23 protein-coding genes, 4 tRNA genes and 1 pseudogene are annotated in these 21,230 nt (G+C 71.4%); 19 read left to right on the top strand and 9 right to left on the bottom strand.

Annotated features, from left to right (window positions below; translation table 11 throughout):
• Positions 1-49: 49 nt before the first annotated feature.
• The gene (locus tag AC3A3H_RS15465) at positions 50-1,231 is read right to left on the bottom strand and encodes a MalY/PatB family protein (protein WP_487615423.1); all 1,182 of its coding nucleotides are present in this window, start codon (positions 1,229-1,231) and stop codon (positions 50-52) included.
• Between the two features lie 158 nt (positions 1,232-1,389).
• Here AC3A3H_RS15465 and AC3A3H_RS15460 point away from each other — a divergent pair, with 158 nt between their 5' ends.
• Entirely contained in the window at positions 1,390-2,316 is a 927-nt protein-coding gene (locus tag AC3A3H_RS15460; protein ID WP_487615422.1) for a hypothetical protein, read from the top strand.
• A gap of 50 nt (positions 2,317-2,366) precedes the next feature.
• Here AC3A3H_RS15460 and AC3A3H_RS15455 read toward each other — a convergent pair.
• Positions 2,367-2,442, bottom strand: a tRNA-Val gene (locus AC3A3H_RS15455).
• A gap of 188 nt (positions 2,443-2,630) precedes the next feature.
• Here AC3A3H_RS15455 and AC3A3H_RS15450 point away from each other — a divergent pair.
• The 6 genes from AC3A3H_RS15450 to AC3A3H_RS15425 all read left to right on the top strand — a co-directional run bounded on the left by AC3A3H_RS15450 (position 2,631) and on the right by AC3A3H_RS15425 (position 4,555).
• Positions 2,631-2,703: transfer RNA gene (locus AC3A3H_RS15450), tRNA-Gly, on the top strand.
• A 69-nt stretch (positions 2,704-2,772) separates the two neighbouring features.
• Positions 2,773-2,843: transfer RNA gene (locus AC3A3H_RS15445), tRNA-Cys, on the top strand.
• Positions 2,844-2,865: 22 nt separating this feature from the next.
• Positions 2,866-2,940 (top strand) — tRNA-Val (locus AC3A3H_RS15440).
• A gap of 105 nt (positions 2,941-3,045) precedes the next feature.
• Complete coding sequence (locus AC3A3H_RS15435) at positions 3,046-3,567, top strand: AAA family ATPase (RefSeq protein WP_487615421.1); 522 nt, start codon at positions 3,046-3,048, stop codon at positions 3,565-3,567.
• Positions 3,564-4,088, top strand: a complete 525-nt coding sequence (locus AC3A3H_RS15430; RefSeq protein WP_487615420.1) for an AAA family ATPase — start codon at positions 3,564-3,566, stop codon at positions 4,086-4,088. Before AC3A3H_RS15435 ends, AC3A3H_RS15430 begins: the two co-directional genes overlap by 4 nt.
• 2 nt (positions 4,089-4,090) lie before the next feature.
• Complete coding sequence (locus AC3A3H_RS15425) at positions 4,091-4,555, top strand: hypothetical protein (protein ID WP_487615419.1); 465 nt, start codon at positions 4,091-4,093, stop codon at positions 4,553-4,555.
• 49 nt (positions 4,556-4,604) lie between these two features.
• On the opposite strand, the pseudogene AC3A3H_RS15420 reads toward AC3A3H_RS15425, so the two are convergent.
• The 4 genes and pseudogenes from AC3A3H_RS15420 to AC3A3H_RS15405 form a co-directional block, all read right to left on the bottom strand.
• Positions 4,605-4,979: pseudogene (locus AC3A3H_RS15420) on the bottom strand (2'-5' RNA ligase family protein); the annotation flags it as partial.
• Positions 4,976-5,731: a class I SAM-dependent methyltransferase gene (locus tag AC3A3H_RS15415; protein ID WP_487615418.1), complete on the bottom strand. Its 756-nt coding sequence runs from the start codon at positions 5,729-5,731 to the stop codon at positions 4,976-4,978. The gene AC3A3H_RS15415 and the pseudogene AC3A3H_RS15420, both read right to left, overlap by 4 nt.
• A 25-nt stretch (positions 5,732-5,756) precedes the next feature.
• The gene (locus AC3A3H_RS15410; protein WP_487615417.1) at positions 5,757-5,984 is read right to left on the bottom strand and encodes an NUDIX hydrolase; all 228 of its coding nucleotides are present in this window, start codon (positions 5,982-5,984) and stop codon (positions 5,757-5,759) included.
• Entirely contained in the window at positions 5,939-6,202 is a 264-nt protein-coding gene (locus AC3A3H_RS15405; protein WP_487615416.1) for an NUDIX domain-containing protein, read from the bottom strand. The genes AC3A3H_RS15410 and AC3A3H_RS15405 overlap by 46 nt, the downstream gene beginning before the upstream one ends.
• Between AC3A3H_RS15405 and AC3A3H_RS15400 the strand changes: the two genes are divergently transcribed.
• Complete coding sequence (locus tag AC3A3H_RS15400; protein WP_487615415.1) at positions 6,201-6,719, top strand: P-loop nucleotide/nucleoside kinase family protein; 519 nt, start codon at positions 6,201-6,203, stop codon at positions 6,717-6,719. The two genes, AC3A3H_RS15405 and AC3A3H_RS15400, sit on opposite strands and share 2 nt — an antisense overlap.
• Here AC3A3H_RS15400 and AC3A3H_RS15395 read toward each other — a convergent pair.
• On the bottom strand, positions 6,716-7,162 hold the full coding sequence (locus AC3A3H_RS15395; RefSeq protein ID WP_487615414.1) for an N-acetyltransferase family protein: 447 nt from the start codon (positions 7,160-7,162) through the stop codon (positions 6,716-6,718). The two genes, AC3A3H_RS15400 and AC3A3H_RS15395, sit on opposite strands and share 4 nt — an antisense overlap.
• Before the next feature lie 176 nt (positions 7,163-7,338).
• Here AC3A3H_RS15395 and AC3A3H_RS15390 point away from each other — a divergent pair, with 176 nt between their 5' ends.
• The 3 genes from AC3A3H_RS15390 to AC3A3H_RS15380 all read left to right on the top strand — a co-directional run bounded on the left by AC3A3H_RS15390 (position 7,339) and on the right by AC3A3H_RS15380 (position 12,090).
• Positions 7,339-9,396 carry a S53 family peptidase gene (locus AC3A3H_RS15390; protein WP_487615413.1) on the top strand — a complete coding sequence of 686 codons (2,058 nt, stop codon included), beginning with the start codon at positions 7,339-7,341 and terminating at the stop codon, positions 9,394-9,396.
• A 103-nt stretch (positions 9,397-9,499) separates the two neighbouring features.
• On the top strand, positions 9,500-11,470 hold the full coding sequence (gene thrS / locus AC3A3H_RS15385; RefSeq protein WP_487615412.1) for a threonine--tRNA ligase: 1,971 nt from the start codon (positions 9,500-9,502) through the stop codon (positions 11,468-11,470).
• A complete protein-coding gene (locus AC3A3H_RS15380; protein ID WP_487615411.1) occupies positions 11,458-12,090 on the top strand; it encodes an HIT family protein in 633 nt (210 codons plus the stop codon). Before thrS ends, AC3A3H_RS15380 begins: the two co-directional genes overlap by 13 nt.
• Positions 12,091-12,097: 7 nt before the next feature.
• Here AC3A3H_RS15380 and pdxY read toward each other — a convergent pair whose 3' ends face one another.
• Both pdxY and AC3A3H_RS15370 read right to left on the bottom strand, forming a co-directional pair.
• Positions 12,098-12,949 (bottom strand): pyridoxal kinase PdxY, encoded by an 852-nt coding sequence (gene pdxY / locus AC3A3H_RS15375; RefSeq protein ID WP_487615410.1) that lies wholly within the window; start codon positions 12,947-12,949, stop codon positions 12,098-12,100.
• 31 nt (positions 12,950-12,980) lie between these two features.
• Positions 12,981-14,294, bottom strand: a complete 1,314-nt coding sequence (locus tag AC3A3H_RS15370) for an aminotransferase class I/II-fold pyridoxal phosphate-dependent enzyme (protein ID WP_487615409.1) — start codon at positions 14,292-14,294, stop codon at positions 12,981-12,983.
• A gap of 93 nt (positions 14,295-14,387) precedes the next feature.
• On the opposite strand from AC3A3H_RS15370, the gene pdxS reads away from it, so the two are divergent.
• The 8 genes from pdxS (at position 14,388) to yajC (ending at position 21,216) form a co-directional block, all read left to right on the top strand.
• Positions 14,388-15,290, top strand: a complete 903-nt coding sequence (gene pdxS, locus AC3A3H_RS15365; protein WP_487615408.1) for a pyridoxal 5'-phosphate synthase lyase subunit PdxS — start codon at positions 14,388-14,390, stop codon at positions 15,288-15,290.
• Positions 15,280-15,915 (top strand): pyridoxal 5'-phosphate synthase glutaminase subunit PdxT, encoded by a 636-nt coding sequence (gene pdxT / locus AC3A3H_RS15360; RefSeq protein ID WP_487615407.1) that lies wholly within the window; start codon positions 15,280-15,282, stop codon positions 15,913-15,915. The genes pdxS and pdxT overlap by 11 nt, the downstream gene beginning before the upstream one ends.
• A 39-nt stretch (positions 15,916-15,954) precedes the next feature.
• Entirely contained in the window at positions 15,955-17,625 is a 1,671-nt protein-coding gene (locus tag AC3A3H_RS15355) for an FAD-dependent oxidoreductase (protein ID WP_487615406.1), read from the top strand.
• A 95-nt stretch (positions 17,626-17,720) separates the two neighbouring features.
• The gene (locus tag AC3A3H_RS15350) at positions 17,721-18,482 is read left to right on the top strand and encodes a YebC/PmpR family DNA-binding transcriptional regulator (protein WP_487615405.1); all 762 of its coding nucleotides are present in this window, start codon (positions 17,721-17,723) and stop codon (positions 18,480-18,482) included.
• Between the two features lie 15 nt (positions 18,483-18,497).
• Positions 18,498-19,082, top strand: coding sequence for a crossover junction endodeoxyribonuclease RuvC (ruvC, locus tag AC3A3H_RS15345; protein WP_487615475.1), 585 nt, complete (start codon positions 18,498-18,500; stop codon positions 19,080-19,082).
• Positions 19,079-19,708 carry a Holliday junction branch migration protein RuvA gene (gene ruvA, locus AC3A3H_RS15340; protein ID WP_487615404.1) on the top strand — a complete coding sequence of 210 codons (630 nt, stop codon included), beginning with the start codon at positions 19,079-19,081 and terminating at the stop codon, positions 19,706-19,708. The genes ruvC and ruvA overlap by 4 nt, the downstream gene beginning before the upstream one ends.
• On the top strand, positions 19,705-20,757 hold the full coding sequence (gene ruvB / locus AC3A3H_RS15335; protein ID WP_487615403.1) for a Holliday junction branch migration DNA helicase RuvB: 1,053 nt from the start codon (positions 19,705-19,707) through the stop codon (positions 20,755-20,757). The genes ruvA and ruvB overlap by 4 nt, the downstream gene beginning before the upstream one ends.
• A gap of 57 nt (positions 20,758-20,814) precedes the next feature.
• Complete coding sequence (gene yajC / locus AC3A3H_RS15330) at positions 20,815-21,216, top strand: preprotein translocase subunit YajC (protein WP_487615402.1); 402 nt, start codon at positions 20,815-20,817, stop codon at positions 21,214-21,216.
• Positions 21,217-21,230: the final 14 nt, after the last annotated feature.

Below are 21,230 nucleotides of genomic sequence, written 5' to 3'. Positions count from 1 at the left end.
GCTTGACGGCGTGTTGCGTCCCCTCGATTCGCGGGTGGCGCGGGGGCGGTCAGGCGGGGAGGGGCGCGAGGGCGGGGGAGGTGGCGGCGACGGTGCGCGCGATGCGGCGCACGGCCTCCACGACGGTGCTCGGGTCGCAGGCGAGGTTGATGCGGGCGAAGCCGCGGCCCTGCTCGCCGAACGCCAGCCCGGAGTTCAGGGCGACCCGGCCGGTGTCGATCAGCGTGCGGGCGGGATCGTCGCCGAGCCCGGTCTCCCGGAAGTCCAGCCACGCGAGGTAACCGGCGTCGGGACGGACCACGCGCACCGCCGGCGCGTGCACGGCGAGCTCGGCCTCCAGGAGTCCGAGGTTCCGGACGAGCTGCTCCAGCAGCCCGTCGCGCCAGCGCAGGCAGGACAGCGCGGCGACGTTGGCGTGCAGGCCGAGGATGCTGGTGCGCGCCGCGAGCTCGTCGGGCAGCCGGGTCAGCAGCTCGGCGGTGGCCGGCTCGGCGGCGACGATGACCGCGCATTTGAGGGCGGCGAGGTTCCAGGCCTTGCTGGCGGAGGTCACCGTGACGGCACGGGCTCCGGCGGCCCGGGCGATGGGCGCGAACGGCGTGAACGGGGCGCCGGGGTGGGCGAGCGGGGCGTGCACCTCGTCGCTGACGACGAACACCCCGTGCCGGGCGGCGAGGCGGGCGAGCGCCTCCAGGCTGCGCCGGCTGTGACATCGTCCGGTCGGGTTCTGCGGGTTGCAGAGCAGCATCGCGTCGGCTCCGGCGGCGAAGGCGGTCTCCAGGGCGTCCAGGTCCAGCGTCCAGCCGGCGTCCTCGCGCAATGGGACGGTGATCGCGTCGGCGTCGGCCTCCTCGATCATCTCGAAGAACGGCGGGTAGACCGGAGGGGTCAGCACGACGCGGCCGCCGGTCTCCGGGAGCACCAGCCGCAGCGTCTCGACGACGCCCACGGTCACGTCGGTGGCCAGGTGCACCCACTCCGGGTCGACTCCCCAGGACCACGAGCTCCACGCGAAGTCCGCGAAGGCGGGCGCGAGCGGGCCGGCCGAGTCGAGGTAGCCGGTGTCCGAGTTGCGCAGGGTCTCGGCGACGCGATCGAGGATCGCGGGCTCGACGTCGAAGTCCATCTCGGCGACGAAGACCGGAAGGACGTCCGCGGGGTAGCGGCGCCACTTGATGCTCGACCGGGACGCGAAGAGCTGCTCCAGGGGCCGGGCCGGTGCGAAACTCATTGAGCAAGGATGCTGCACGGAGAGCGCCCGCGCGACCGTCCGCGTCACGCAACGTAAGGTAGCCGCGGCGGAGGGTCCTGGGGAGCGGCGGATGCGGCCGGCGAATACCGTACTGGCACGGATTCTGCGACTCCCCGGCCCTGGCTAGCGTTCGAGACATGACGGAACTGGCCGGTGCCCTCCCTCCCGACACCAACCGCTTCGCCTGGGTGCGCAAGCTCCTGCCGCGGATCGTGATCGCCTCCCTGATCGCCGCGGCGCTGGTCGGCGTCTACGCCGTGATCATCGGGACGTGGGACGACACCTGCTGGCGGCTGATCGGCACGATCGCGCTGCTGGTGTTGTTCTCGCTGGTGTCCTGGTACGACGCGGACGTCTCGGCCCGGCGCGCGCCCTGGTTCGGGGCGGTGTCGGTCGCGCTTTCGGCCTTCCTGTTGCTCGACGGCCTCGTGAAGCTCTGGGCGCCCGCGTTCGACGGCGGCGCCTCCACCGAGGACTCGGGCGGCACGTCGTCGTGGGGCCTCCTGGGCTGGGTCGCGCTGGTGGTCGTGGTGCGCCTCGGCCTCCTGCACCTCCACCTGGTGCTGAACACCCAGCGCCGCTTCACCGGCCCGATCATGTCGAAGGTGACGGTGTGCACGCTGGTGCTGGTCGGCGCGCTCACGCTGGGCCTGGCGGCGCCGCTGGTGTTCGACCGGGTGACGTTCTCGGAGACGTATTGGCGGCTGGTCGCGGCGATCGCGATCCTGGACGCGCTCGGGACGATCCTGATCCCGCTGACGTTCACGCTGTTCGGGCCGAAGGCGGCGCGGGGTGCGCGAGGGGCTGCAGCGGTGGCGGCGCCTGCGGCTGCGGCTCCTGGGGCGGGGTCGGCCTTTGTGCCGGCCTCGGCTCCTGCGGCGGCCGCCGCTCCGGCGACTGCGGCTGCCGCGTTCGCGGCTCCGGCCGGTGCTGCGTCGCCGTACCCGAACGTGGTGGCGCCCGCCGGCGGATACCGGTTGGAGTGGCCGCGCTACGTCAACGGGACTCCACTACCGGCCAGGCCGGACGGCTCCCCGGACTTCACGGGCGTGATCGGCTACTGACCCTCGACGCGAAACGGCCCCCGGGTGATCCCGGGGGCCGTTTATTGTGCTGGTGGGCGATACCAGACTCGAACTGATGACCTCTTCCGTGTGAAGGAAGCGCGCTACCAACTGCGCCAATCGCCCATGCATGCGCGGCCGGGGATTCCGGCTGCGAGTCTCGATACTAGCCGACCGCGGCACCGGAATGCACATCGGCACCGTGCGTCGGGCGTTGCGCCGCACGACACACCCGGACGGCGCGCCCGGTTTGGTCATCGGCCCGCCGATCAGCTAAAGTCATTCAAGTGCCGCGGGAAACCGGGGTGCGAAATGCGGATGTAGCGCAGTTGGTAGCGCATCACCTTGCCAAGGTGAGGGTCGCGAGTTCGAGTCTCGTCATCCGCTCGAGTCGGCCTGGTTTCCTCGGATTCCAGGCCTCTCGAATACGGTACGGTTCTTCCGTGTTGTGGCTTCGGTGGATTGGCCGAGAGGCGAGGCAGCGGCCTGCAAAGCCGTATACACGGGTTCGAATCCCGTATCCACCTCGAACCTGAGCATTCAGGATCTGGGCGATTGGCGCAGCGGTAGCGCGCTTCCCTGACACGGAAGAGGTCACTGGTTCGATCCCAGTATCGCCCACCAACGAAACCCCCGGGAGACCGGGGGTGCTGTACCTCCGGCCCGACCGACGCGGGGCAATGAGGTGCGCGTGAGGAGGCGTGACTCCCGGTCTGCGAGAATCGCGGGATGCACGCAGTGTTCCTGAACGGCACGGTCGGTGTCGGCAAGACCTCCGTCGCCGACGCGATCAGCGAACGGGAGGCGCGTCCGCACGCGGTAGTCGACCTCGACGAGATCCGCCGGTTCCATCCCGCCGCGGCGGGCGACCCGTTCAACCTGGAGCTGCAGCTCGCGAACGTCGCGGCGCTTGCGGCGAACTTCGGCGCGGCCGGCGCACAGCGTGTCGTCGTCGCCGGGGTCATCGAGTCCCGGGAGGACGCGGAGCGGTTCCGGCGCGCGGTCGGCGGTCGCGCGACCTTTGTGCGGCTGATCGCCGACGCTGCGGTCATCGAGCGACGGCTGCGCGCGCGGCACGCGAACGATCCGGACGCCTTGGCGTGGCACCTCGCCCGCGCGGCGGAGCTGACGGCGATCCTCGACTCCGCGGGCATCGAGGACGACATGGTCGACACGAGCGCCGACGACGTGGAGGTGGTGGCGGCCCGGGTGCTGGGGACGGTCGCAGCCGGGGAGGGGGCGCAGGCGTGACGGCCCTGGAGGCCCCCGCGGGTGTTCTCGTCGTCCTCCGCGGAAACTCCGGCTCGGGGAAGTCCACCGTGGCGGGCCTGGTGCAGGCGGAGCTCGGCGCGGGCGAGTGCCTCGTGGTGCCTCAGGATGTCGTACGGAGGCAGCTCCTGAACGAAGCCGACAGGGCGGAGGCGGCCACCATCGAACTGCTCCGGACGATCGCCGCCTGGGGACTCGCCCGCGGACTCGTGGTGGTGGTGGAGGGCATCATGAACGCTGGACGCTACCAGCGCTCGCTTGCACAGCTCGCCGCGATCGCGACGCGTTCGCACTTCTACGCTTGGGACCTCCCGTTGGAGGAGACCCTCCGGCGTCACGCGACACGGGCGAAGTCGGAGGCGTTCAGCGCGGACGAGATGAGCGGGTGGTATCACGGCTGGCAGCCGCTGGACTTCGTGACGGAGACGCGATTCGATGAGTCGGTCAGTGCGCGCGCCGCGGCAGACCACGTTCTGGAGGCGGCGCGCCGCGCTACCCTCTGACCGTGGGGTACGGAGTCTTGGGCGCGTCGATCTTCTTCGTGTGCGCGGCCCTGGTCGGAGGCGGCGTGCTGGTCGCGCGACGCTTCGCTCGGCGCGATGCCGTCCGCGAGGCACGCGCCCAGGCCTGGTCGGCCGGCAGCGCACGCCTCATCGAGCAGCTGCGCGGCTCCACCTTCGAACGCGTGACGTTCGACGTGGACGACCCGCAGCTGGTGTTCCTCGGCGAGCGCCGGGCGATCGTCACCATCCCCGAATGGCCGACAGTCGCGGTCGGGACCCGCGTGCACCGCTTCGGCGACCCGGGCTTCCGCCAGGCCATCGTGTCCCTGCAGGGCGACACCGTCCGGTCGGCGAGGACGTCCCCGGACCAGGAGGTCGTGATCGAGCTGGGCGGAGGGACGTTTCTGATCGAGCCGACTCTCATGCCACCTCCACGACGTCGACGATCGTGCCGCACTCCTCCGTGAGCCGCGCCGTCGCAATGCAACGGACCGGCAACGCGTCGCCCTCCCGCAGGTCCGGCGCGAACCGGAGGGTGATGTGCGCCCGGTAGCCGTCGTGCCAGTAGTCGGGCTCGTCGGCGACGAAACCGGGCAAGCGCTCGACGGCCTCCGCGAGCGCTTTGTGCACGCCCGGGAAGGAATCGGGCTCCACGAGCTGGACCGGGATGTCGCCGGCGGGGCCGAACATCGCGCGGCCGGCGATTCGGGCCGAGACCGGCGGGCCATCCGCCAGCGCGTCGCGGACGACCTCGATCACTCGTCCCGGGGACGCCTCGGCGGCGAAGTTCGACACCAGCGTCACATGGGCGGGCCACGCCGAGCGGGCGATGGACGTCCCGACGTCGATCGATGCGAAGAGGGCGACGACGGCGAAAGCGTTCGGCGTCATCGCTGCGGCTCCGCCACCAGCACGAAGAGCAGGAACGCGAGGAAGCGCCCGCTCTCGCGCCTCCCGACCTCGGGGAAGCGGTCGAAGGCGTCCCGGGCCGGAGCCGGCTCGCTGATCGTCGCGATCCCGAAGCCGGCGGCGGCGAACGCGTCGGTCATCGCGTGCAGCGGGCGGTCCCAGAAGGTGAGCTCGGCGGTCCGGCCGCCCAGCGTCCACTCCTCGGTCCGCTCGTGGGTGCCGAAGTACTCGCGGTCGCCGCCGGACAGCCGGTCCGAGAGGAAGAGGGCGGTGGGATGCTCCTCGGAGACGATCAGGCGTCCGCCCGGCTTCAGGACGCGATGCAGCTCGGCGAGGGTCGGCCCCCAGTCCCTCAGGTAGTGGAGGACCTGCGACGCGATGACGTCGTCGAAGGTGTCGTCGTCGAACGGCAGCGGCTCCGCCAGGTCGGCTACGCGCAGGTCGGCTCCGGCGCCGAGCCTGGCTCGTGCCTGGTCGAGCATCCCGGCGCTCGCGTCCACACCGGTGACGGTCGCGCCGCGGTCGCGGAGGTCGGCCAGGATCGGGCCCGAACCGCACCCGACGTCCAGGATCCGGCGGCCCGCGACGTCGCCCGCGAGCTCCACGAGCGCCGGCCGGTTGTAATACTCGTTCAGCAGGCTGGTCGCGTTGAGCTCCGCGTAGCCGTCGGCGATCGCGTCGTAGGGAGCCGCGCGCGGGACGCCGTCACGGGCGGCGTCGAGGGATCGAGTCATACCGGCATGCTGTCAGACGGAGCGGTCAGCCCGCATCTGCGAGCACCTGGTCGATCCAGGCCTGCCGCTGCAGCGCCCGGATCTCCTCGTGCGTGTACCAGCCCAGTTCGGCGATCTCCTCGCCGTCAGGGTTCGCCTTTCCGGTGAGGCGGCACTCGTACGCGGTGGTCCCGTAGCAGACCCGGTCGCCGTTCGGGTAGTCGACCATCAGCGGCTCGCCGCCGTAGGCGCCGACGATCCCCGTGATCCGCACCGAGCGCCGGTCTCCTCGAAGACCTCGCGGGCCAGCGCCTCGGCCGGCTGCTCGCCCGGCTCGACGCCGCCTCCGATCAGGCTCCACTCGGCGGAGTGCGGAGCCCGTGCGAGCAGGAAGCGCTCGCCGTCCCGGATCACCGCCGTGACGCCGGGCAGCAGCAGGAAGTCGTTCCCGATCCGCTCGCGGATCGCCAGGATGTAGTCGGACATCGGCATGCCCGCAGCCTACGCAGCCCGCTCGGGCCTCCCCGTCGTCTCCAAGGACGGGCTGAAGGAGATCCTGTTCGACACCCTCGGCTCCGGGGACCGGGAGTGGTCGATGGCGCTGGGCAGCGCCGGTTTCGCGCTGCTCGACCAGGTGGTCGAGCGGCAGCTGCAGGCGGGCGCCCCGTTCGTGGTGGACGCCGCGTTCAATGCTGCCTACGAGGACCCGAAGTTCCAGTCGTGGGAGGCGGAGTACGGCTTCACTGCGATCCAGGTGCACTGCACGGCGTCGCCGGACGAACTGGTCCGCCGGTTCGAGTCGCGCGCCCGCGACGGGTCGCGGCATCCCGGGCACGCCGACCACGCCTGGGTGGAGCAGTTCCGGGACGGCATCGACGACGACCGGCGAGAGGTACTCGACCTGCGCGGGACGGTGCTGCCGTACGAGTCGGAGGCTCCCGGGGCGCTGGAGGAGCTGCTCGCGCGGCTGGAGCGGGTGCTGCCGGCGGCCGGGCGCCGAGAGCCCTAGTTGTCGTCCCGCACCCCCGCGTACCGCATCACCGTCGACTCCCGCGGAACGAATCCCACCGATTCGTACAGGGAGATGGCCGCATGACGGCTCGGTCGCGAGGTCAGGTCCAGCGTCCGGAGGCCCCGCGCCACGGCGAGCCGGATGATCGCCTCCAGCAGCTTCCGGGCGATGCCCCGGCCGCGATACGCGTCGTCCACCACCACGTCGTCCACATGGCCCCGCCAGCCGGTCGCGAGCGGGAAGGATGCCAGGGTGGCCATCCCGGCCACCTCGCCGTCCACGCGGGCGACCAGCAGATCGGTGCCCGGGTGGCCCAGCATCGCCACGAGCCGCTCCTCGTCGAATGTGGAGGAGCGGGAGAGCTGGGGGAGCAGCCGGCGGATGCCGTCCAGGTCGCTGCTGTTGAGGGCGGTCGGGACGTCGATGTCGATCGTGGTCATGCGCTCCACCGTAACCGCCCTCACCGTGCGAACCCGTCCGGGTTCTGCCCGGCCGAACGCCGCCATCCTTTCCTGAACGGTTTCTCAGAATAACCCTACTTGGTCTACCCCCGTTCACAGGGGTTGGATAGCCGTGCGCCGACCAGCGCATCCATCGCATCGGTGAAAGGACATCCATGCGCAACACAACCAGAACCCTCAGGGCCGCAGCTGTCACCGCCGGCGCGGCCCTTCTCTTTGCCGCGGTGGCGGCGTCACCCGCCGTCGCAGCGCCGGGAAGGAACGCCCTGCCGGGCAGCCAGCCGGCCTGGGCGAATGCGAAAGCGCTCCGTTCCGCGGCGCCCGCGACCGACACGGTCGACTTACGGGTGTACCTGCCGTGGCAGAACCAGGCGCAGGCGGCGGCGACGGCGCTCGCCGTGTCCACACCCGGCTCCGCGAGTTACCGGCATTACCTGACCCCGCAGCAGTTCCGCCAGCAGTTCGCCCCCGCGCAGTCGAGCGTGGTCGCGGTGCAGCAGTTCCTGCGGTCCGCCGGCTTCTCGATCGTGGACACGCCGTCCAACAACCGGTACGTCTCCGCGGAGGGCACGGTCGCGCAGGCACAGAACGCGTTCGGGGTCACCCTCGGCGAATACGACGCGTACGGCACCACGCTGCGCGCGCCGGAGTCCGCCGTCACCGTGCCGGCCTCCCTCGCCGGGATCGTGGAGAGTGTCGCAGGGCTCGACCAGGGCGCCGACCTGATCGCCCCGACGAACACGAACGGCAACGGCCCGAAGCAGAACCATGGCGCACCGTCCGCGGGCTTCCGCGCCGGCCAGCCGTGCTCGCTCTGGTACGGCGAGAAGACGGTCGCGATGCCGAACGCTCCCGCGTACGGGACCAGCAGCAAGCCGATCGCACCGTGCGGGTACACGCCGGCGCAGGTCCGCGGCCTCTACGGCCTCGACTCCGTCGCCGCGACGGGCGCCGGGCAGACCGTCGCCTTCGTCGGCGCGACCGCGAGCCCGACGCTCGTGCAGGACGTGACGAAGTACAGCAGCCTGCACGGCCTCCCGGCCCCGAAGATCACGCAGATCGTGCCACCGGGGGTCTACAAGCTCCCTGACACGCCGCAGCAGACGCCTGGCGACTTCTACGGCGAGGAGACGCTGGACGCGGAGGCCATCCACACCACCGCCCCGGACGCCGCCCTGCTTTACGTCGGCTCGGCGAACGCGCGCCAGGACTTCGACGCGTCGGTCAACCACGTCGTCGACAAGCACTTGGCGAGCATCCTCTCGATCAGCTACGGCTTCCAGGGGGAGGCCGTGCCGCAGGGCTACATCAACAGCCTCAACAACACCTTCATCCAGGCCGCGGCCACCGGCATCGGCGTTTTCGTCTCCAGCGGTGACAGCGGTGACGAGGTCGGCAACTTCGGCTCGCCTCAGGTCGACTTCTACGCGGACAGCCCGTTCGTGACGGCGGTCGGCGGCTCGTCGGCCTCGGTCGTCCCGTCCGGCGGCGCGCCGGCCGGCCTCGGCTACGGTGCGATCGACGACCCGGCCTCCGCTCTCAACAAGACCGGCTGGAAGCGCTCCTTCGAGGTGGGCTGGCAGACCGGACTCGACGCGGTGACGCCGACGGCGACCGACCACATGTCCGGCGCGCCGTACGAGCTCGACGGCACGTTCGCCTCGCCCCTGCCCGGCGGCTTCAACGGCGGTGGCGGTGGAGGCGTCAGCAAGGTCTTCGCGCAGCCCTCGTACCAGGCGGCGGCGGTCGGCTCGGCCTCCGGGAGACTGGTCCCCGACATCAGCGCCCTGGCCGATCCGAACACCGGCCTGCTCGTGGGGCAGACGCAGGCGTTCAGCAACGGCACCTACTACGACGAGTACCGCATCGGCGGCACCTCCGTCGCGGCCCCGCTCACCGCGGGAATCGCCGCCGTCGCCAACCAGGTCGCCGGCGCCCCGCTCGGGTTCCTGAACCCGCGCATCTACGGCACGTACGCGGCGGGAGGCTCCGCCTACTACGACGTCGACCAGGCCGACGTGTTCGGCTCGGCGCTGCCGAGCGTGCTGCGGGTCAACTACGTCGACAACGAGAGCGCGGCCGGCGGACTCAGCTACAGCCTGCGGACCGAGGAGACGCCGAACCAGACGCTCCACAGCACGAAGGGCTACGACACCGCCACCGGAGTGGGGACGCCGAACGGCGCCTCCTTCTTCGCGGCGATCACGAAGTAGCGCACCGCCCGCATCGACGAGTGCCCCCTCCCGGACGGGAGGGGGCACTCCGCCGACTAGAGTTGATCCATCCCATTGGAATACGACTCATAGGAGTGGACAGGTGGCCGACGGCTTCGAGCTCTTCACCGACCGTTCCGTTGTCGCGATGCGCGTCAACGGTGAGCTGAAGGATCTCGCGACGACCGTCACGACCACCGACACCGTCGAGCCGGTCACCATCGACTCGCCGGACGGCCTCAGCATCCTCCGTCACTCCACCGCGCACGTCCTCGCCCAGGCCGTGCAGGCGATCAACCCGGATGCCAAGCTCGGCATCGGCCCGCCCATCACCGACGGCTTCTACTACGACTTCGACGTCGCAGAGCCGTTCACCCCCGAGGACCTCAAGGCCCTCGACAAGGAGATGGCGCGCATCGTCCGAGCGGGCCAGCGCTTCATGCGCCGGGTCGTCACCGACGACGAGGCGCGCGCCGAGCTCGCGGGCGAGCCGTACAAGCTCGAGCTGATCGGGCTCAAGGGCTCCGGCGCCGAGTCCGCGGGCGGCGACGAGTCCGTGGAGGTCGGCTCGGGCGAGCTGACCATCTACGACAACGTCGACCCGAAGACCGGCGAGACGGTCTGGAAGGACCTCTGCCGCGGCCCGCACGTCCCGAGCACGCGGATGCTCGGCAACGGCTGGGCGCTCACCCGCGTCGCGGCCGCCTACTGGCGCGGCTCGGAGAAGAACCCGCAGCTGCAGCGCATCTACGGCACCGCGTGGCCCAGCAAGGACGAACTGCGCGCGTACCAGACCCGGATGGAGGAGGCCGCCAAGCGCGACCACCGTAAGCTCGGCGCGGAGCTCGACCTGTTCAGCTTCCCCGACGAGATCGGCTCGGGCCTGGCGGTGTTCCACCCCAGGGGCGGGATCATCCGCAAGGAGATCGAGGACTACATGCGCGATCGGCTGATCGCGAACGACTACGAAGTGGTGAACACGCCGCACATCACCAAGGCGCACCTCTACGAGATCAGCCAGCACCTCAACTGGTACAAGGACGGTATGTTCCCGCCCATGCACCTGGACGAGGAGCGCGACGCCGAGGGCAACATCACCCGGCAGGGGCAGGACTACTACCTCAAGCCGATGAACTGCCCGATGCACAACCTCATCTTCCGGGCGCGCGGGCGCAGCTACCGCGAGCTGCCGCTGCGGCTGGCGGAGTTCGGGACCGTCTACCGGTACGAGAAGTCCGGCACGCTCTCCGGCCTCACCCGCGTGCGCGGCCTGACGCAGGACGACGCCCACATCTACGTGACCGACGACCAGATCAAGGACGAGGTCGCCAGCCAGCTCGAGTTCGTGCTCGAGACCCTGCGCGGCTACGGGCTCACCGACTTCTACCTGGAGCTCTCCACCAAGGACCCGGAGAAGTACGTCGGCAGCGACGAGAGCTGGGAGACCGCGACCGAGACCCTCCGCGAGGTGGCGGTCGAGTCCGGGCTGGACCTCGTGGACGACCCGGGCGGGGCGGCCTTCTACGGCCCGAAGATCTCGGTGCAGGCGCGCGACGCGATCGGGCGCACCTGGCAGCTCTCCACGGTCCAGCTCGACTTCAACCAGCCGGAGCTGTTCGAGCTGGAGTACAACGCGGCCGACGGCACGCGCAAGCAGCCGGCGATGATCCACCGCGCGCTGCTGGGCTCGATCGAGCGGTTCTTCGCGATCCTCCTGGAGCACTACGCGGGCGCCTTCCCGGTCTGGCTGTCGCCGGTGCAGGTGGTCGGCATCCCCGTCGCCGACGCCTACGGGCCGTTCCTGGACGACGTCGTGTCGCGGCTGAAGGCCCGGGGCGTGCGCGCCGAGGTCGACCACTCCGACGACCGCATGCAGAAGAAGATCCGCAACCACACCAAGGCCAAGGTGCCCTTCCAGCTCATCGTGGGCGAGGAGGACGCGACGGCCTCGACGGTCAGCTTCCGCTTCCGCGACGGCACGCAGCGCAACGGCGTGACCGTTGACGAGGCGATCGAGCGGATCGTCGCGAGCATCGAGAGCCACGAGCTGGTCGACACGGCATGGCTCGACTGAGCCTCGACGACTACGCCGCTCCCGACGGCACCGGTGACGCCGGCGACGACGGGAGCGGCGGGGACGTCCACGCGGAGGGGATCCGCGTGGACGACCCGTCGTACCTCGTCGGCGTGCCGGACGAGTTCCAGCGGCTGTGGACCCCGCACCGGATGGTCTACATCCAGCACGGGCAGCAGCCCGGCAAGGACGACTGCCCGTTCTGCGTCGCGCCGACCCTGAGCGACGAGGACGCCTTGATCGTCGCGCGCGGCACGCACGCGTACGCGCTGCTCAACCTGTTCCCGTACAACAGCGGCCACCTGCTGGTCTGCCCGTACCGCCACATCGCGAACTACGACGAGGCGACGCCGGAGGAGGTCGCCGAGATCGGCAGCATCACGCAGACCGCGATGCGCGTCATCCGGGAGGTCTCCCGCAACGACGGCTTCAACCTCGGGATGAACCAGGGCGAGATCGCGGGAGCGGGGATCGCCGCGCACCTCCACCAGCACATCGTGCCGCGCTGGGCGCAGGACGCGAACTTCTTCCCGATCATCGCCAAGACCAAGGCGCTGCCGCAGCTCCTCGGGGAGGTGCGCACGGCGATCGCCGACGCGTGGCCGAAGTCCGAGGACTAGAGCGGGGTCAGCGCACCTGCGTGACGGCGAACTGCTCGCGCGGGTGCGCGTAGGACTCCTGGGACTCGACCAGCCGCAGTTCGCGGTCGCCCGACGCGAGGGTGTTCGCGAGCAGGTCGTACACGCTGGAGACGGTCTTGCTGAGCGCGGAGGCCGCGTCGCCGGACGCGACGTAGTGCGCCGTGAAGAGCGCCGCCGTGACGTCGCCCGACCCGTTCGCCTTCATCGACAGCCGCGGCGTCTGCACGATCCAGGCTCCCGCGTCGTCCACGGCGAGCATCTCGATGGTGTCCTCGGGCTGGTCGGGACGCTCCACGCTGGTGACGAGCACGCTGCGCGGGCCGAGCGCACGGGCGGCGTCGACCGAGGCGAGGGTGGAGTCCAGGTCGCCCGGCTCCGTGCCGGTGAGGTAGCCGAGCTCGAACTGGTTCGGCGTGATGAGGTCGGCGACCGGGACGACCCGGTCGCGCAGCAGCTCCGGGATGGCCGGCGCGACGAAGCAGCCGGACTTCGCGTTGCCCATCACCGGGTCGCAGGCGTACACGGCGTTCGGGTTGGCCGCCTTGACGCGGGCGACGGCGTCCACGATCACGTCGCCGATACCCTCGCCGCCCTGATACCCCGACAGCACCGCGTCGATGCTCCCGAGCACGCCGCGCTCCTCGATCCCGGTGATCACCGCGCGCACGTCGTCCGGCGCGATGAGCGGACCGCGCCACGCGCCGTAACCGGTGTGGTTGGAGAAGTTCACCGTGTAAACGGGGAGGACCTCGACGCCGATGCGCTGGAGCGGGAACACGGCGGCGGAGTTGCCGACGTGCCCGTAGGCGACGGCGGACTGGATCGAGAGGATGCGCATCCCTCGATCCTTTCATCCCGCCAGGCCTGCGTCAGACTCGAGCCGCCTCCAGCACGTCGTCCACCAGTCGCCCCGTCTCCTCCTCGGTCAGGTCGTGCACCGTCAACCGGAGGTGGTGCGACGGTGAGGGGTGCGCTCCCAGCAGGAACTCGTCCCCGGTGCGCGCGAGCCAGCCGCGCCGCATCAGCCGCTCGGCGACGATCCTCGCCTCGACCGGCAGCGCCAGCCACAGGTTCAGCCCGTCGGTCGCCTCGGCCGGGAGGCCCCGCGCGGTCAGCAGCGCCGCGAACGCCGCGTTGCGCTCGGCGTAGTGCCGTCCGGCGTCCTCGACCTCCCGGAGCACGGCGTCGTCGGTGAGCTGCGCGAGCACGAGGCGCTGGAGGATGTGGCTGACCCAGGTGGTTCCGGGGCTGAGCCGGAAGGCGAGGCGGTCGGCGGTCTCCGCGTCGGTCGCCGCGATCGCGAGGCACATGTCCGGGCCGAGGAACTTCGACACCGAGCGGACCAGCGCGAAGCGGCGATGGCCGGGACCGATCAACGTCTCGTAGGGGCGCTGCGAGAGCATCGAGAAGTGGTCGTCCTCGATGACGAGCACGTACGGGTGGTCCGCCAGCAGCGCGCGCAGCGCGGCGGCTCGTGCGGGGGAGAGGGTCGCGCCGGTCGGGTTCTGCGCGCGCGGCGTGCAGATGATGGCGCGCACGCCCGCGTCCAGTGCCGCCCGGAGACCGTCGACGGTCATCCCCTCGGCGTCGACCGGCACCGGCACCGCCCGGTAGCCGCCGTGCCGGACCGTGTGGATGCTGGCGAGGAAGCAAGGGTCCTCCAGCGCCACAGCGTCGTCGCGCAGCAGGGCCTGGGCCAGCAGCCGCTCGACCGCGTCGACCGCGCCGTTCGTGACGGTGATCCGGAGGTCCGGGCCGGGGAGGTCCTCCCTGGCCCACGCCAGCGCCCTCGCCTCGAGGGCCGGGTCGATCACCGGCTCGCCGTAGAGCACCGGCCGCCCGGTGGCGCGGGCCAGCGCGGACGAGAGGTCGGGGATGCGGCCGGGATCGGGATTGCCCGTCCCGATGTCGCGCAGCACGCTGTCGGCCGCGTAGCCCTCCTGGGCCACCGCCTCCACGCCCGCGATGACCGTGCCGGCGCGGCCGCGTGCGACGACGACGCCCGCCTGCGCGAGCAGCCGGTAGGCGGCGACGGCCGTGTTGCGGTTGACCCGGAGCTGCGCGGCGAGCTCGCGCACCGGAGGGAGGGCGTCGCCGCGACGCAGCGCGCCGCGCTCGTGCAGTGCGCGCACGCTCGCGGCGATCTCCGCCGCGGTCGTACCCGTGATGACCTGTTCGTCCATTTCGCTCCCCGGCGTCGAGTCTAACCAGCCCTCGACAGGATGCTATCTTCGGCATAGGCCAAAACAGTTTTTGTTCCGCACGAGAGGGCGATCATGACAGACAGAGAACAGGGCACCGCGACGGGATCGAGCCGGGTCAAGCGCGGCCTGGCCGAGATGCTGAAGGGCGGCGTCATCATGGACGTCGTCACGCCGGAGCAGGCGCGCATCGCCGAGGACGCCGGCGCCGTCGCCGTCATGGCGCTGGAGCGGGTCCCCGCCGACATCCGCGCGCAGGGCGGCGTCGCCCGGATGAGCGACCCCGACCTCATCGAGGCGATCATCGCCGAGGTCTCCATCCCGGTCATGGCGAAGGCCCGCATCGGCCACTTCGTCGAGGCCCAGGTGCTGGAGGCGCTCGACGTCGACTACATCGACGAGTCCGAGGTGCTCTCGCCCGCCGACTACGTCAACCACATCGACAAGTGGCGCTTCACCGTCCCGTTCGTGTGCGGCGCCACCAACCTCGGTGAGGCGCTGCGCCGCATCAACGAGGGCGCGGCCATGATCCGGTCGAAGGGCGAGGCCGGCACCGGCGACGTCTCGGAGGCCACCAAGCACATCCGCAAGATCACCTCGGAGATCAACGCGCTGAAGTCGATGACGCGCGACGAGCTCTACGTCGCGGCCAAGGACCTCCAGGCCCCCTACGAGCTGGTCGCGGAGATCGCCGAGACCGGCAAGCTCCCCGTCGTCCTGTTCACCGCGGGCGGCGTGGCCACCCCGGCCGACGCGGCGATGATGATGCAGCTCGGCGCAGACGGCGTGTTCGTCGGCTCCGGCATCTTCAAGTCGGGCAACCCGGAGCAGCGCGCGGCCGCGATCGTCAAGGCGACCACGTTCTACGACGACCCGAAGGTCATCGCGGAGGTCTCGCGCGGTCTGGGCGAGGCCATGGTCGGCATCAACGTCTCCGACCTCGCCGCGCCGCACCGCCTCGCCGAGCGTGGCTGGTAACGCGACAGGAGCCGGCCTGCGCGTCGGCGTCCTGGCCCTGCAGGGCGATTTCCGCGAGCACCTCGCGGTCCTGCGCGGCCTCGGCGCCGACGCCGTCCCGGTCCGCCGGGCGGAGGAGCTGGAGCAGATCGACGGCCTGGTCATCCCCGGCGGCGAGTCCAGCGTCATGGACAAGCTGTCGCGCGCGTTCGGCGTGGCCGAGCCGCTGAAGGCCGCCATGGCCGCCGGGCTGCCTGTGTACGGCACCTGCGCCGGACTCATCATGCTCGCGGACGCGATCGTGGACGGGATCGCCGGCCAGCAGAGCCTCGGCGGCCTGGACGTCGCCGTGCGCCGCAACGCATTCGGCTCGCAGGTGGACTCCTTCGAGACCGACCTCGACATCCCGCAGCTCGGCGAGGAGCCGGTGCACGCGGTGTTCATCCGCGCGCCCATCGTGGAGAGCGTGGGGGAGCGCGCGACCGTGCTCGCCCGGGTGCCGGACGGCCGGGTCGTGGCCGTCGAACAGGGCGACCTCCTCGGAACGTCGTTCCACCCGGAGATCACCGGGGACACGCGGTTCCACGCGTACTTCCTGGACAAGGTGCGCGCGCGTGCGGCGCGCCCGGTGGACGCCGCGGTCTGAGGATGGCGCGGGTACGCCGCGGTCGCCTATGATCGCGGCGTGCCGACGCCTCCCGCCGAGCGGCCGCCGTTCCGCGTCCCGGTCGGCACCGCGGCCAACCCTGTCCTGGAGCAGGATGCGCTCGCGCGCCTGACGGCACTCGGCGAGTCGGAGGAGTTCGGCGTCGGGGACACGTTGTTCCGCGCCGGCGACGAGGAGCTCGACTTCTTCGTCATGGAGTCCGGCCGCGTCGACATCGTCCGGGAGGCCACCGGGAGCTCGCCCGCGCGCGTCGTCGCCGAGTGGCAGGCCGGGGAGTTCCTCGGCGAGCTGAGCATGCTGACCGGTCAGGCGTCGCTGCTCACCGCCCGCGTCGTCGAGCCGAGCAGGGTGCGGCGCATCCCGAACGCGGTCTTCAAGCAGCTCATGTCGAACGACGGGGGGCTGTCGGAGACCCTGCTCGCCGCCTTCCGCGCCCGGCGGCGCCTGCTCATGGCCGCCGCCGACCGCACCACGCAGATCTTCGGGACCGAGGGCTCGGCCGCGGCCATGGCCCTCCGCCGCTACGCCGCGCGCATGGAGCTGCCGCACCGCTGGACCGATGTGTCGACAGAGGCGGGCCGGCAGGCGCTGGAGGCCTCAGAACACGCCGGCCTCGACCTCCCGCTCGTCGTGTCGCGCGGGGCCGTGATCGCCGCCGCGACACCGCTCGCGCTCGCGGAGGCGGTGGGCCTGGCCTACCGGTATCGCGACGGCGACGAGTTCGACCTGGTCGTCGTGGGCGCCGGCCCGGCCGGGCTCGCCGCCGGCATCTACGGCGCCTCCGAGGGCCTGCGCACCCTCGTGCTCGACGCGCTCGCTCCCGGCGGCCAGGCCGCGGCCAGCTCCCGGATCGAGAACTACCTCGGCTTCCCGTCCGGGGTCTCCGGCGCCGAGATCACCGAGCTGGGCCTGGTGCAGGCGCTCAAGTTCGGCGTGCGGCTGTCGGCGCCCGCGGAGGTCACAGCGCTGTCACCGCGCGAGGGTGGCCACGAGCTGACCCTGGCGGAGGGCGACGCCATCCGGGCGCGCGCGATCGTCGTCGCCACGGGCGCGCGCTACCGTCGGCTCCCGCTCGACAATTGGGCGGACTTCGAGGGCGGCAGCATCTTCTTCGCGACGACCGAGCTGGAGGCCAGGACCGTCGCGCGCCGCCCCGCGGTCGTCGTCGGCGGGGCGAACTCCGCGGGCCAGGCCGCGCTCTACCTCGCCGAGCTCGGCAGCGAAGTGGCCCTCGTCGTCCGGGGACCGGACATCGCGTCCAAGATGTCCAGCTACCTGGTCGACAGGGTGCGGTCGCACGAGCGGATCAGGGTGCACAGCTCCTCCGACGTGACCGCGCTGCACGGCGGCGAGCAGCTGGAGGCCGTCACGCTGACCTCGTCCACCACCGGCGACAGCGAGCGCGTCGCAGCGGCGGCGCTGTTCTGCTTCGTGGGCGCTGAGCCGCGGGCGTCGTGGCTGAGCGGCGCGGCCGTGGACGGCAGCGGCTTCCTGCTGACCGACGTGGACCTCCCGGCAGCCGCGCTCGCCGCTGACGGCGGTCGCGGCCCGCTGCCGTTCGAGACGAGCCTGGCGGGCGTGTTCGCGGCGGGGGATGTCCGGCACGGCTCGATGAAGCGCATCGCGGCGGCGGTCGGCGAGGGCGCGAGCGCCGTCGCGTCGGTGCACCGGGCGCTCGCTGCCCGGTAGCGCGCCCTCCACGCCTTCCGCCTGCCGCGCCTTCGGGCCGCTCCCGGCCGAGGCATTATTATGGACAGGTTCAACCGCAACTCGAGGGAGCACCAGTGTCCGGGCATTCCAAGTGGGCAACGACCAAGCACAAGAAGGCGGTCATCGATGCCCGCCGCGCCAAGTCGTTCGCCAAGCTGATCAAGAACATCGAGGTGGCGGCGAAGACCGGCGGCGCCGACCTGACCGGCAACCCGACCCTGGTCGACGCGGTCCAGAAGGCCAAGAAGACCTCGGTCCCCAATGACAACATCGACCGCGCGATCAAGCGCGGCGCCGGCCTCACCGGCGAGTCGATCGAGTACACGACCATCATGTACGAGGGCTACGGCCCGGGCGGCGTCGCCCTCATGATCGAGTGCCTCACCGACAACAAGAACCGCGCGGCCGCCGAGGTCCGCACCGCGATGTCGCGCAACGGCGGCACCATGGCCGACCCGGGCAGCGTCGCGTACAACTTCCACCGCAAGGGCGTCATCGTCGTCCCGCACGCCGACGGCGTGGACGAGGACACCGTCCTCACCGCCGTCCTCGACGCGGGGGCCGAGGAGGTCACCGACCGCGGCGAGAGCTTCGAAGTCCTGACCGAGGCGACCGACCTGGTCGGCGCGCGCACCGCGCTGCAGGAGGCCGGCATCGACTACGACTCGGCCGACGCCGAGTTCGTCGCGACGGTCAACGTGGAGGCCGACGCCGAGCTGGCGCGCAAGGTCTTCCGTCTCATCGACGCCCTGGAGGACTCGGACGACGTGCAGAACGTCTACACCAACCTCGACCTCACGCCCGAGGTGCAGGCCCAGCTCGAAGACGACGAGTAAGGCGCCGACATGACGATCCGGGTGCTCGGCATCGACCCGGGTCTCACGCGCTGCGGCGTGGGCGTCGTGGACGTCCGGCCCGACCGCACGGCCGCCCTCGTGGTGGTCACCGTCATCCGCACGCCCGCGGACATGCCGCTGGAGCAGCGGCTGCTGGCGGTCGGCACCGGGATCGACGAGCTGCTCGACGAACACCGCCCGGACGTGGTGGCGATCGAGCGCGTGTTCGCGCAGCACAACCTCCGCACGGTCATGGGCGTCGCGCAGGTGAGCGGGGTGGCGCTGCACGCCGCAGCCCGTCGCGGCCTCCGCGTCGCCCTGCACACCCCGAGCGAGGTCAAGGCCGCGATCACGGGATACGGCTCCGCCGACAAGAAGCAGGTCCAGGCCATGGTGGCCCGCATCCTCGGCCTGGCCGAGGCGCCGAAGCCGGCGGACGCGGCTGACGCCCTGGCCATCGCGATCTGCCACGCCTGGCGCGGCGCGCCCGCGACCGACGGGGGAGCAGCGGGCGCTGCTCAGACCCCGGCCCAGGCGGCGTGGCTCGCCGCCGAGCGCTCCGCCCGCACGTCGGCGGTTCCCCGTAGGCTGGCGAGGTGATCTCCTCCCTCCGCGGCACCGTCCTCTCTGCCAGCGGCGGCACCGCTGTGATCGAGGTGGGCGGCGTCGGCCTCGCCGTGCAGCTCACCCCCGACCACGTGCTCTCGCTGCGCGTCGGCGACCAGGCGTTCGTGCACACGTCGCTCATCGTCCGGGAGGACGCCCTCCAGCTCTTCGGCTTCGCCGACCTCGACCAGCTCCAGGTCTTCGAGCTGCTCAACGGGGTGTCGGGAGTCGGCCCGAAGTCCGCGATCGGCGTGCTGGCGGTGCTCAGCCCCGACCAGGTGGCCGACGCCGTGGCGGCCGACGACGACGCGCCCTTCCGCAAGGTGTCGGGGATCGGCCCCAAGACGGCCAAGCTGATCGTCGTCTCGCTCACAGGAAAGCTCGCCGCCCGGCGTGCGCCCGCCCGCGCCGCCGCTGCGAAGGGCGCGCCCTCCGCCGTGCCCGACAGCGTGATCGTGGCGCTGGTCGGCCTCGGCTGGCCGGAGAAGATCGCCGCGGAGGCGGTCTCCGACGTGGTCGCCGAGACCGACGAGAGCGCCCGCGCCTCCGTCCAGGCGCTGCTGCGGCTCTCGCTCGCGCGCCTCGGGCCGGCCGGCGCCTCAAGCGGGGCGAGCCGATGAGCGACGACCTCACCGCACCGGAGCTGGAGTCGGAGTCCGAGCTCGCCTTCGAGGGCGCGCTGCGGCCGCGCACGCTGTCCGAGTTCGTCGGCCAGGCGAAGGTCCGCGGCCAGCTCCAGCTGCTGCTGACGGCGGCGAAGATGCAGGAGCGGACCGCCGACCACATCCTCCTCGCCGGACCTCCCGGGCTCGGCAAGACCACGCTCGCGATGATCGTGGCGCACGAGAGCGAGCGTCCGCTCCGGCTCTCCAGCGGCCCCGCCATCCAGCACGCGGGCGATCTGGCCGCGCTGCTCTCCTCGCTGACGCCGGGCGAGGTGCTGTTCATCGACGAGATCCACCGCATGGCCCGCTCGGCGGAGGAGATGCTCTACCTCGCGATGGAGGACTTCCGGATCGACATCATGGTGGGCAAGGGCGCCGGCGCCACCTCCATCCCGCTCGACCTCGCGCCGTTCACGCTCGTCGGGGCGACCACCCGCTCCGGGCTGCTGCCGAACCCGCTGCGCGACCGCTTCGGTTTCACCGCTCACCTGGAGTTCTACGACGAGGGCGAGCTGACGCAGGTGCTGTCCAGGGCCGCGACGATGCTCGGCTTCGAGATCGACCGCTCGGCGCTGGCCGAGATCGCCGGCCGCTGCCGGGGGACGCCCCGCATCGCCAACCGGCTGCTGCGCCGGGTGCGCGACTACGCGCTCGTGCACGGCGCCCGCGCCGACCTGGCGGCCGTCCGGGCGGCGCTGGAGCTCTACGACGTCGACCCGCTCGGGCTGGACCGCCTCGACCGCGCCGTCCTGCACGCGATCCTGGAGCGCTTCGAGGGCGGCCCGGTCGGGCTCAACACCCTCGCGGTGTCGGTCGGCGAGGAGGCGGAGACCATCGAATCAGTGGTCGAACCGTTCCTGGTCCGCATCGGGCTGCTGTCGCGCACGCCGCGCGGACGCATGGCCACCGCGGCGGCCTGGCGGCACTTCGGACTGTCCAGCCCTCGACCTGGGGGCGAACGACAAGGCCTCTCACAGCAACCGTCCCTGATGGATGACCTATAATTCAAGCTGGCTATTCGCCATACCCCCTTGACTTCACCGGAAGGTTCGGCTTTCTTCATGGATCCGTTGACCATTGTGATGGTCGTCATCTTGGCGGCCCTCGTCTTCTTCATGTTCCGCAACAGCCGCAAGCGGCGTCGGGAGCAGGATGAGACGCGTTCGAAGATGGTGCCCGGCGCCGAGGTGATGACCAACTTCGGCCTCTACGGCACCCTGCTGTCCGTCGACGAGGACGACAACACCGCTGTCATCGAGACCAGCCCGGGCCACGTCGTGAAGGTGCACCGCCAGGTGCTCGCGCGCGTCGTGGAGCCGAAGACCGCCGAGACCGACGACACCGAGGTCGCCGCGGCTGAGCTCAACGAGGACCACGCGATCCCGGCCGAGCCTTCGTCTCCGGAATTCGGCGAGCGGATCGACGACGCGCCGAAGAAGCCCGGCGCGAAGAGCGACGACTGATAGCATCCCTGTGC

The organism is Leifsonia sp. Soil_N53, assembly GCF_057655165.1.
Note: the sequence above shows the minus strand (reverse complement) of the source record. Positions and strands in the feature narration are given on the sequence as shown.

Coding starts and splice junctions, on each gene's coding strand:
- AC3A3H_RS15465 (WP_487615423.1), bottom strand. CDS start 1,231: ATGAGTTTCGCACCGGCCCGGCCCCTGGAGCAGCTCTTCGCGTCCCGG.
- AC3A3H_RS15460 (WP_487615422.1), top strand. CDS start 1,390: ATGACGGAACTGGCCGGTGCCCTCCCTCCCGACACCAACCGCTTCGCC.
- AC3A3H_RS15435 (WP_487615421.1), top strand. CDS start 3,046: ATGCACGCAGTGTTCCTGAACGGCACGGTCGGTGTCGGCAAGACCTCC.
- AC3A3H_RS15415 (WP_487615418.1), bottom strand. CDS start 5,731: ATGACTCGATCCCTCGACGCCGCCCGTGACGGCGTCCCGCGCGCGGCT.
- AC3A3H_RS15400 (WP_487615415.1), top strand. CDS start 6,201: ATGCCCGCAGCCTACGCAGCCCGCTCGGGCCTCCCCGTCGTCTCCAAG.
- AC3A3H_RS15405 (WP_487615416.1), bottom strand. CDS start 6,202: ATGCCGATGTCCGACTACATCCTGGCGATCCGCGAGCGGATCGGGAAC.
- AC3A3H_RS15395 (WP_487615414.1), bottom strand. CDS start 7,162: ATGACCACGATCGACATCGACGTCCCGACCGCCCTCAACAGCAGCGAC.
- AC3A3H_RS15390 (WP_487615413.1), top strand. CDS start 7,339: ATGCGCAACACAACCAGAACCCTCAGGGCCGCAGCTGTCACCGCCGGC.
- AC3A3H_RS15380 (WP_487615411.1), top strand. CDS start 11,458: ATGGCTCGACTGAGCCTCGACGACTACGCCGCTCCCGACGGCACCGGT.
- pdxY (WP_487615410.1), bottom strand. CDS start 12,949: ATGCGCATCCTCTCGATCCAGTCCGCCGTCGCCTACGGGCACGTCGGC.
- AC3A3H_RS15370 (WP_487615409.1), bottom strand. CDS start 14,294: ATGGACGAACAGGTCATCACGGGTACGACCGCGGCGGAGATCGCCGCG.
- pdxS (WP_487615408.1), top strand. CDS start 14,388: ATGACAGACAGAGAACAGGGCACCGCGACGGGATCGAGCCGGGTCAAG.
- ruvB (WP_487615403.1), top strand. CDS start 19,705: ATGAGCGACGACCTCACCGCACCGGAGCTGGAGTCGGAGTCCGAGCTC.
- yajC (WP_487615402.1), top strand. CDS start 20,815: ATGGATCCGTTGACCATTGTGATGGTCGTCATCTTGGCGGCCCTCGTC.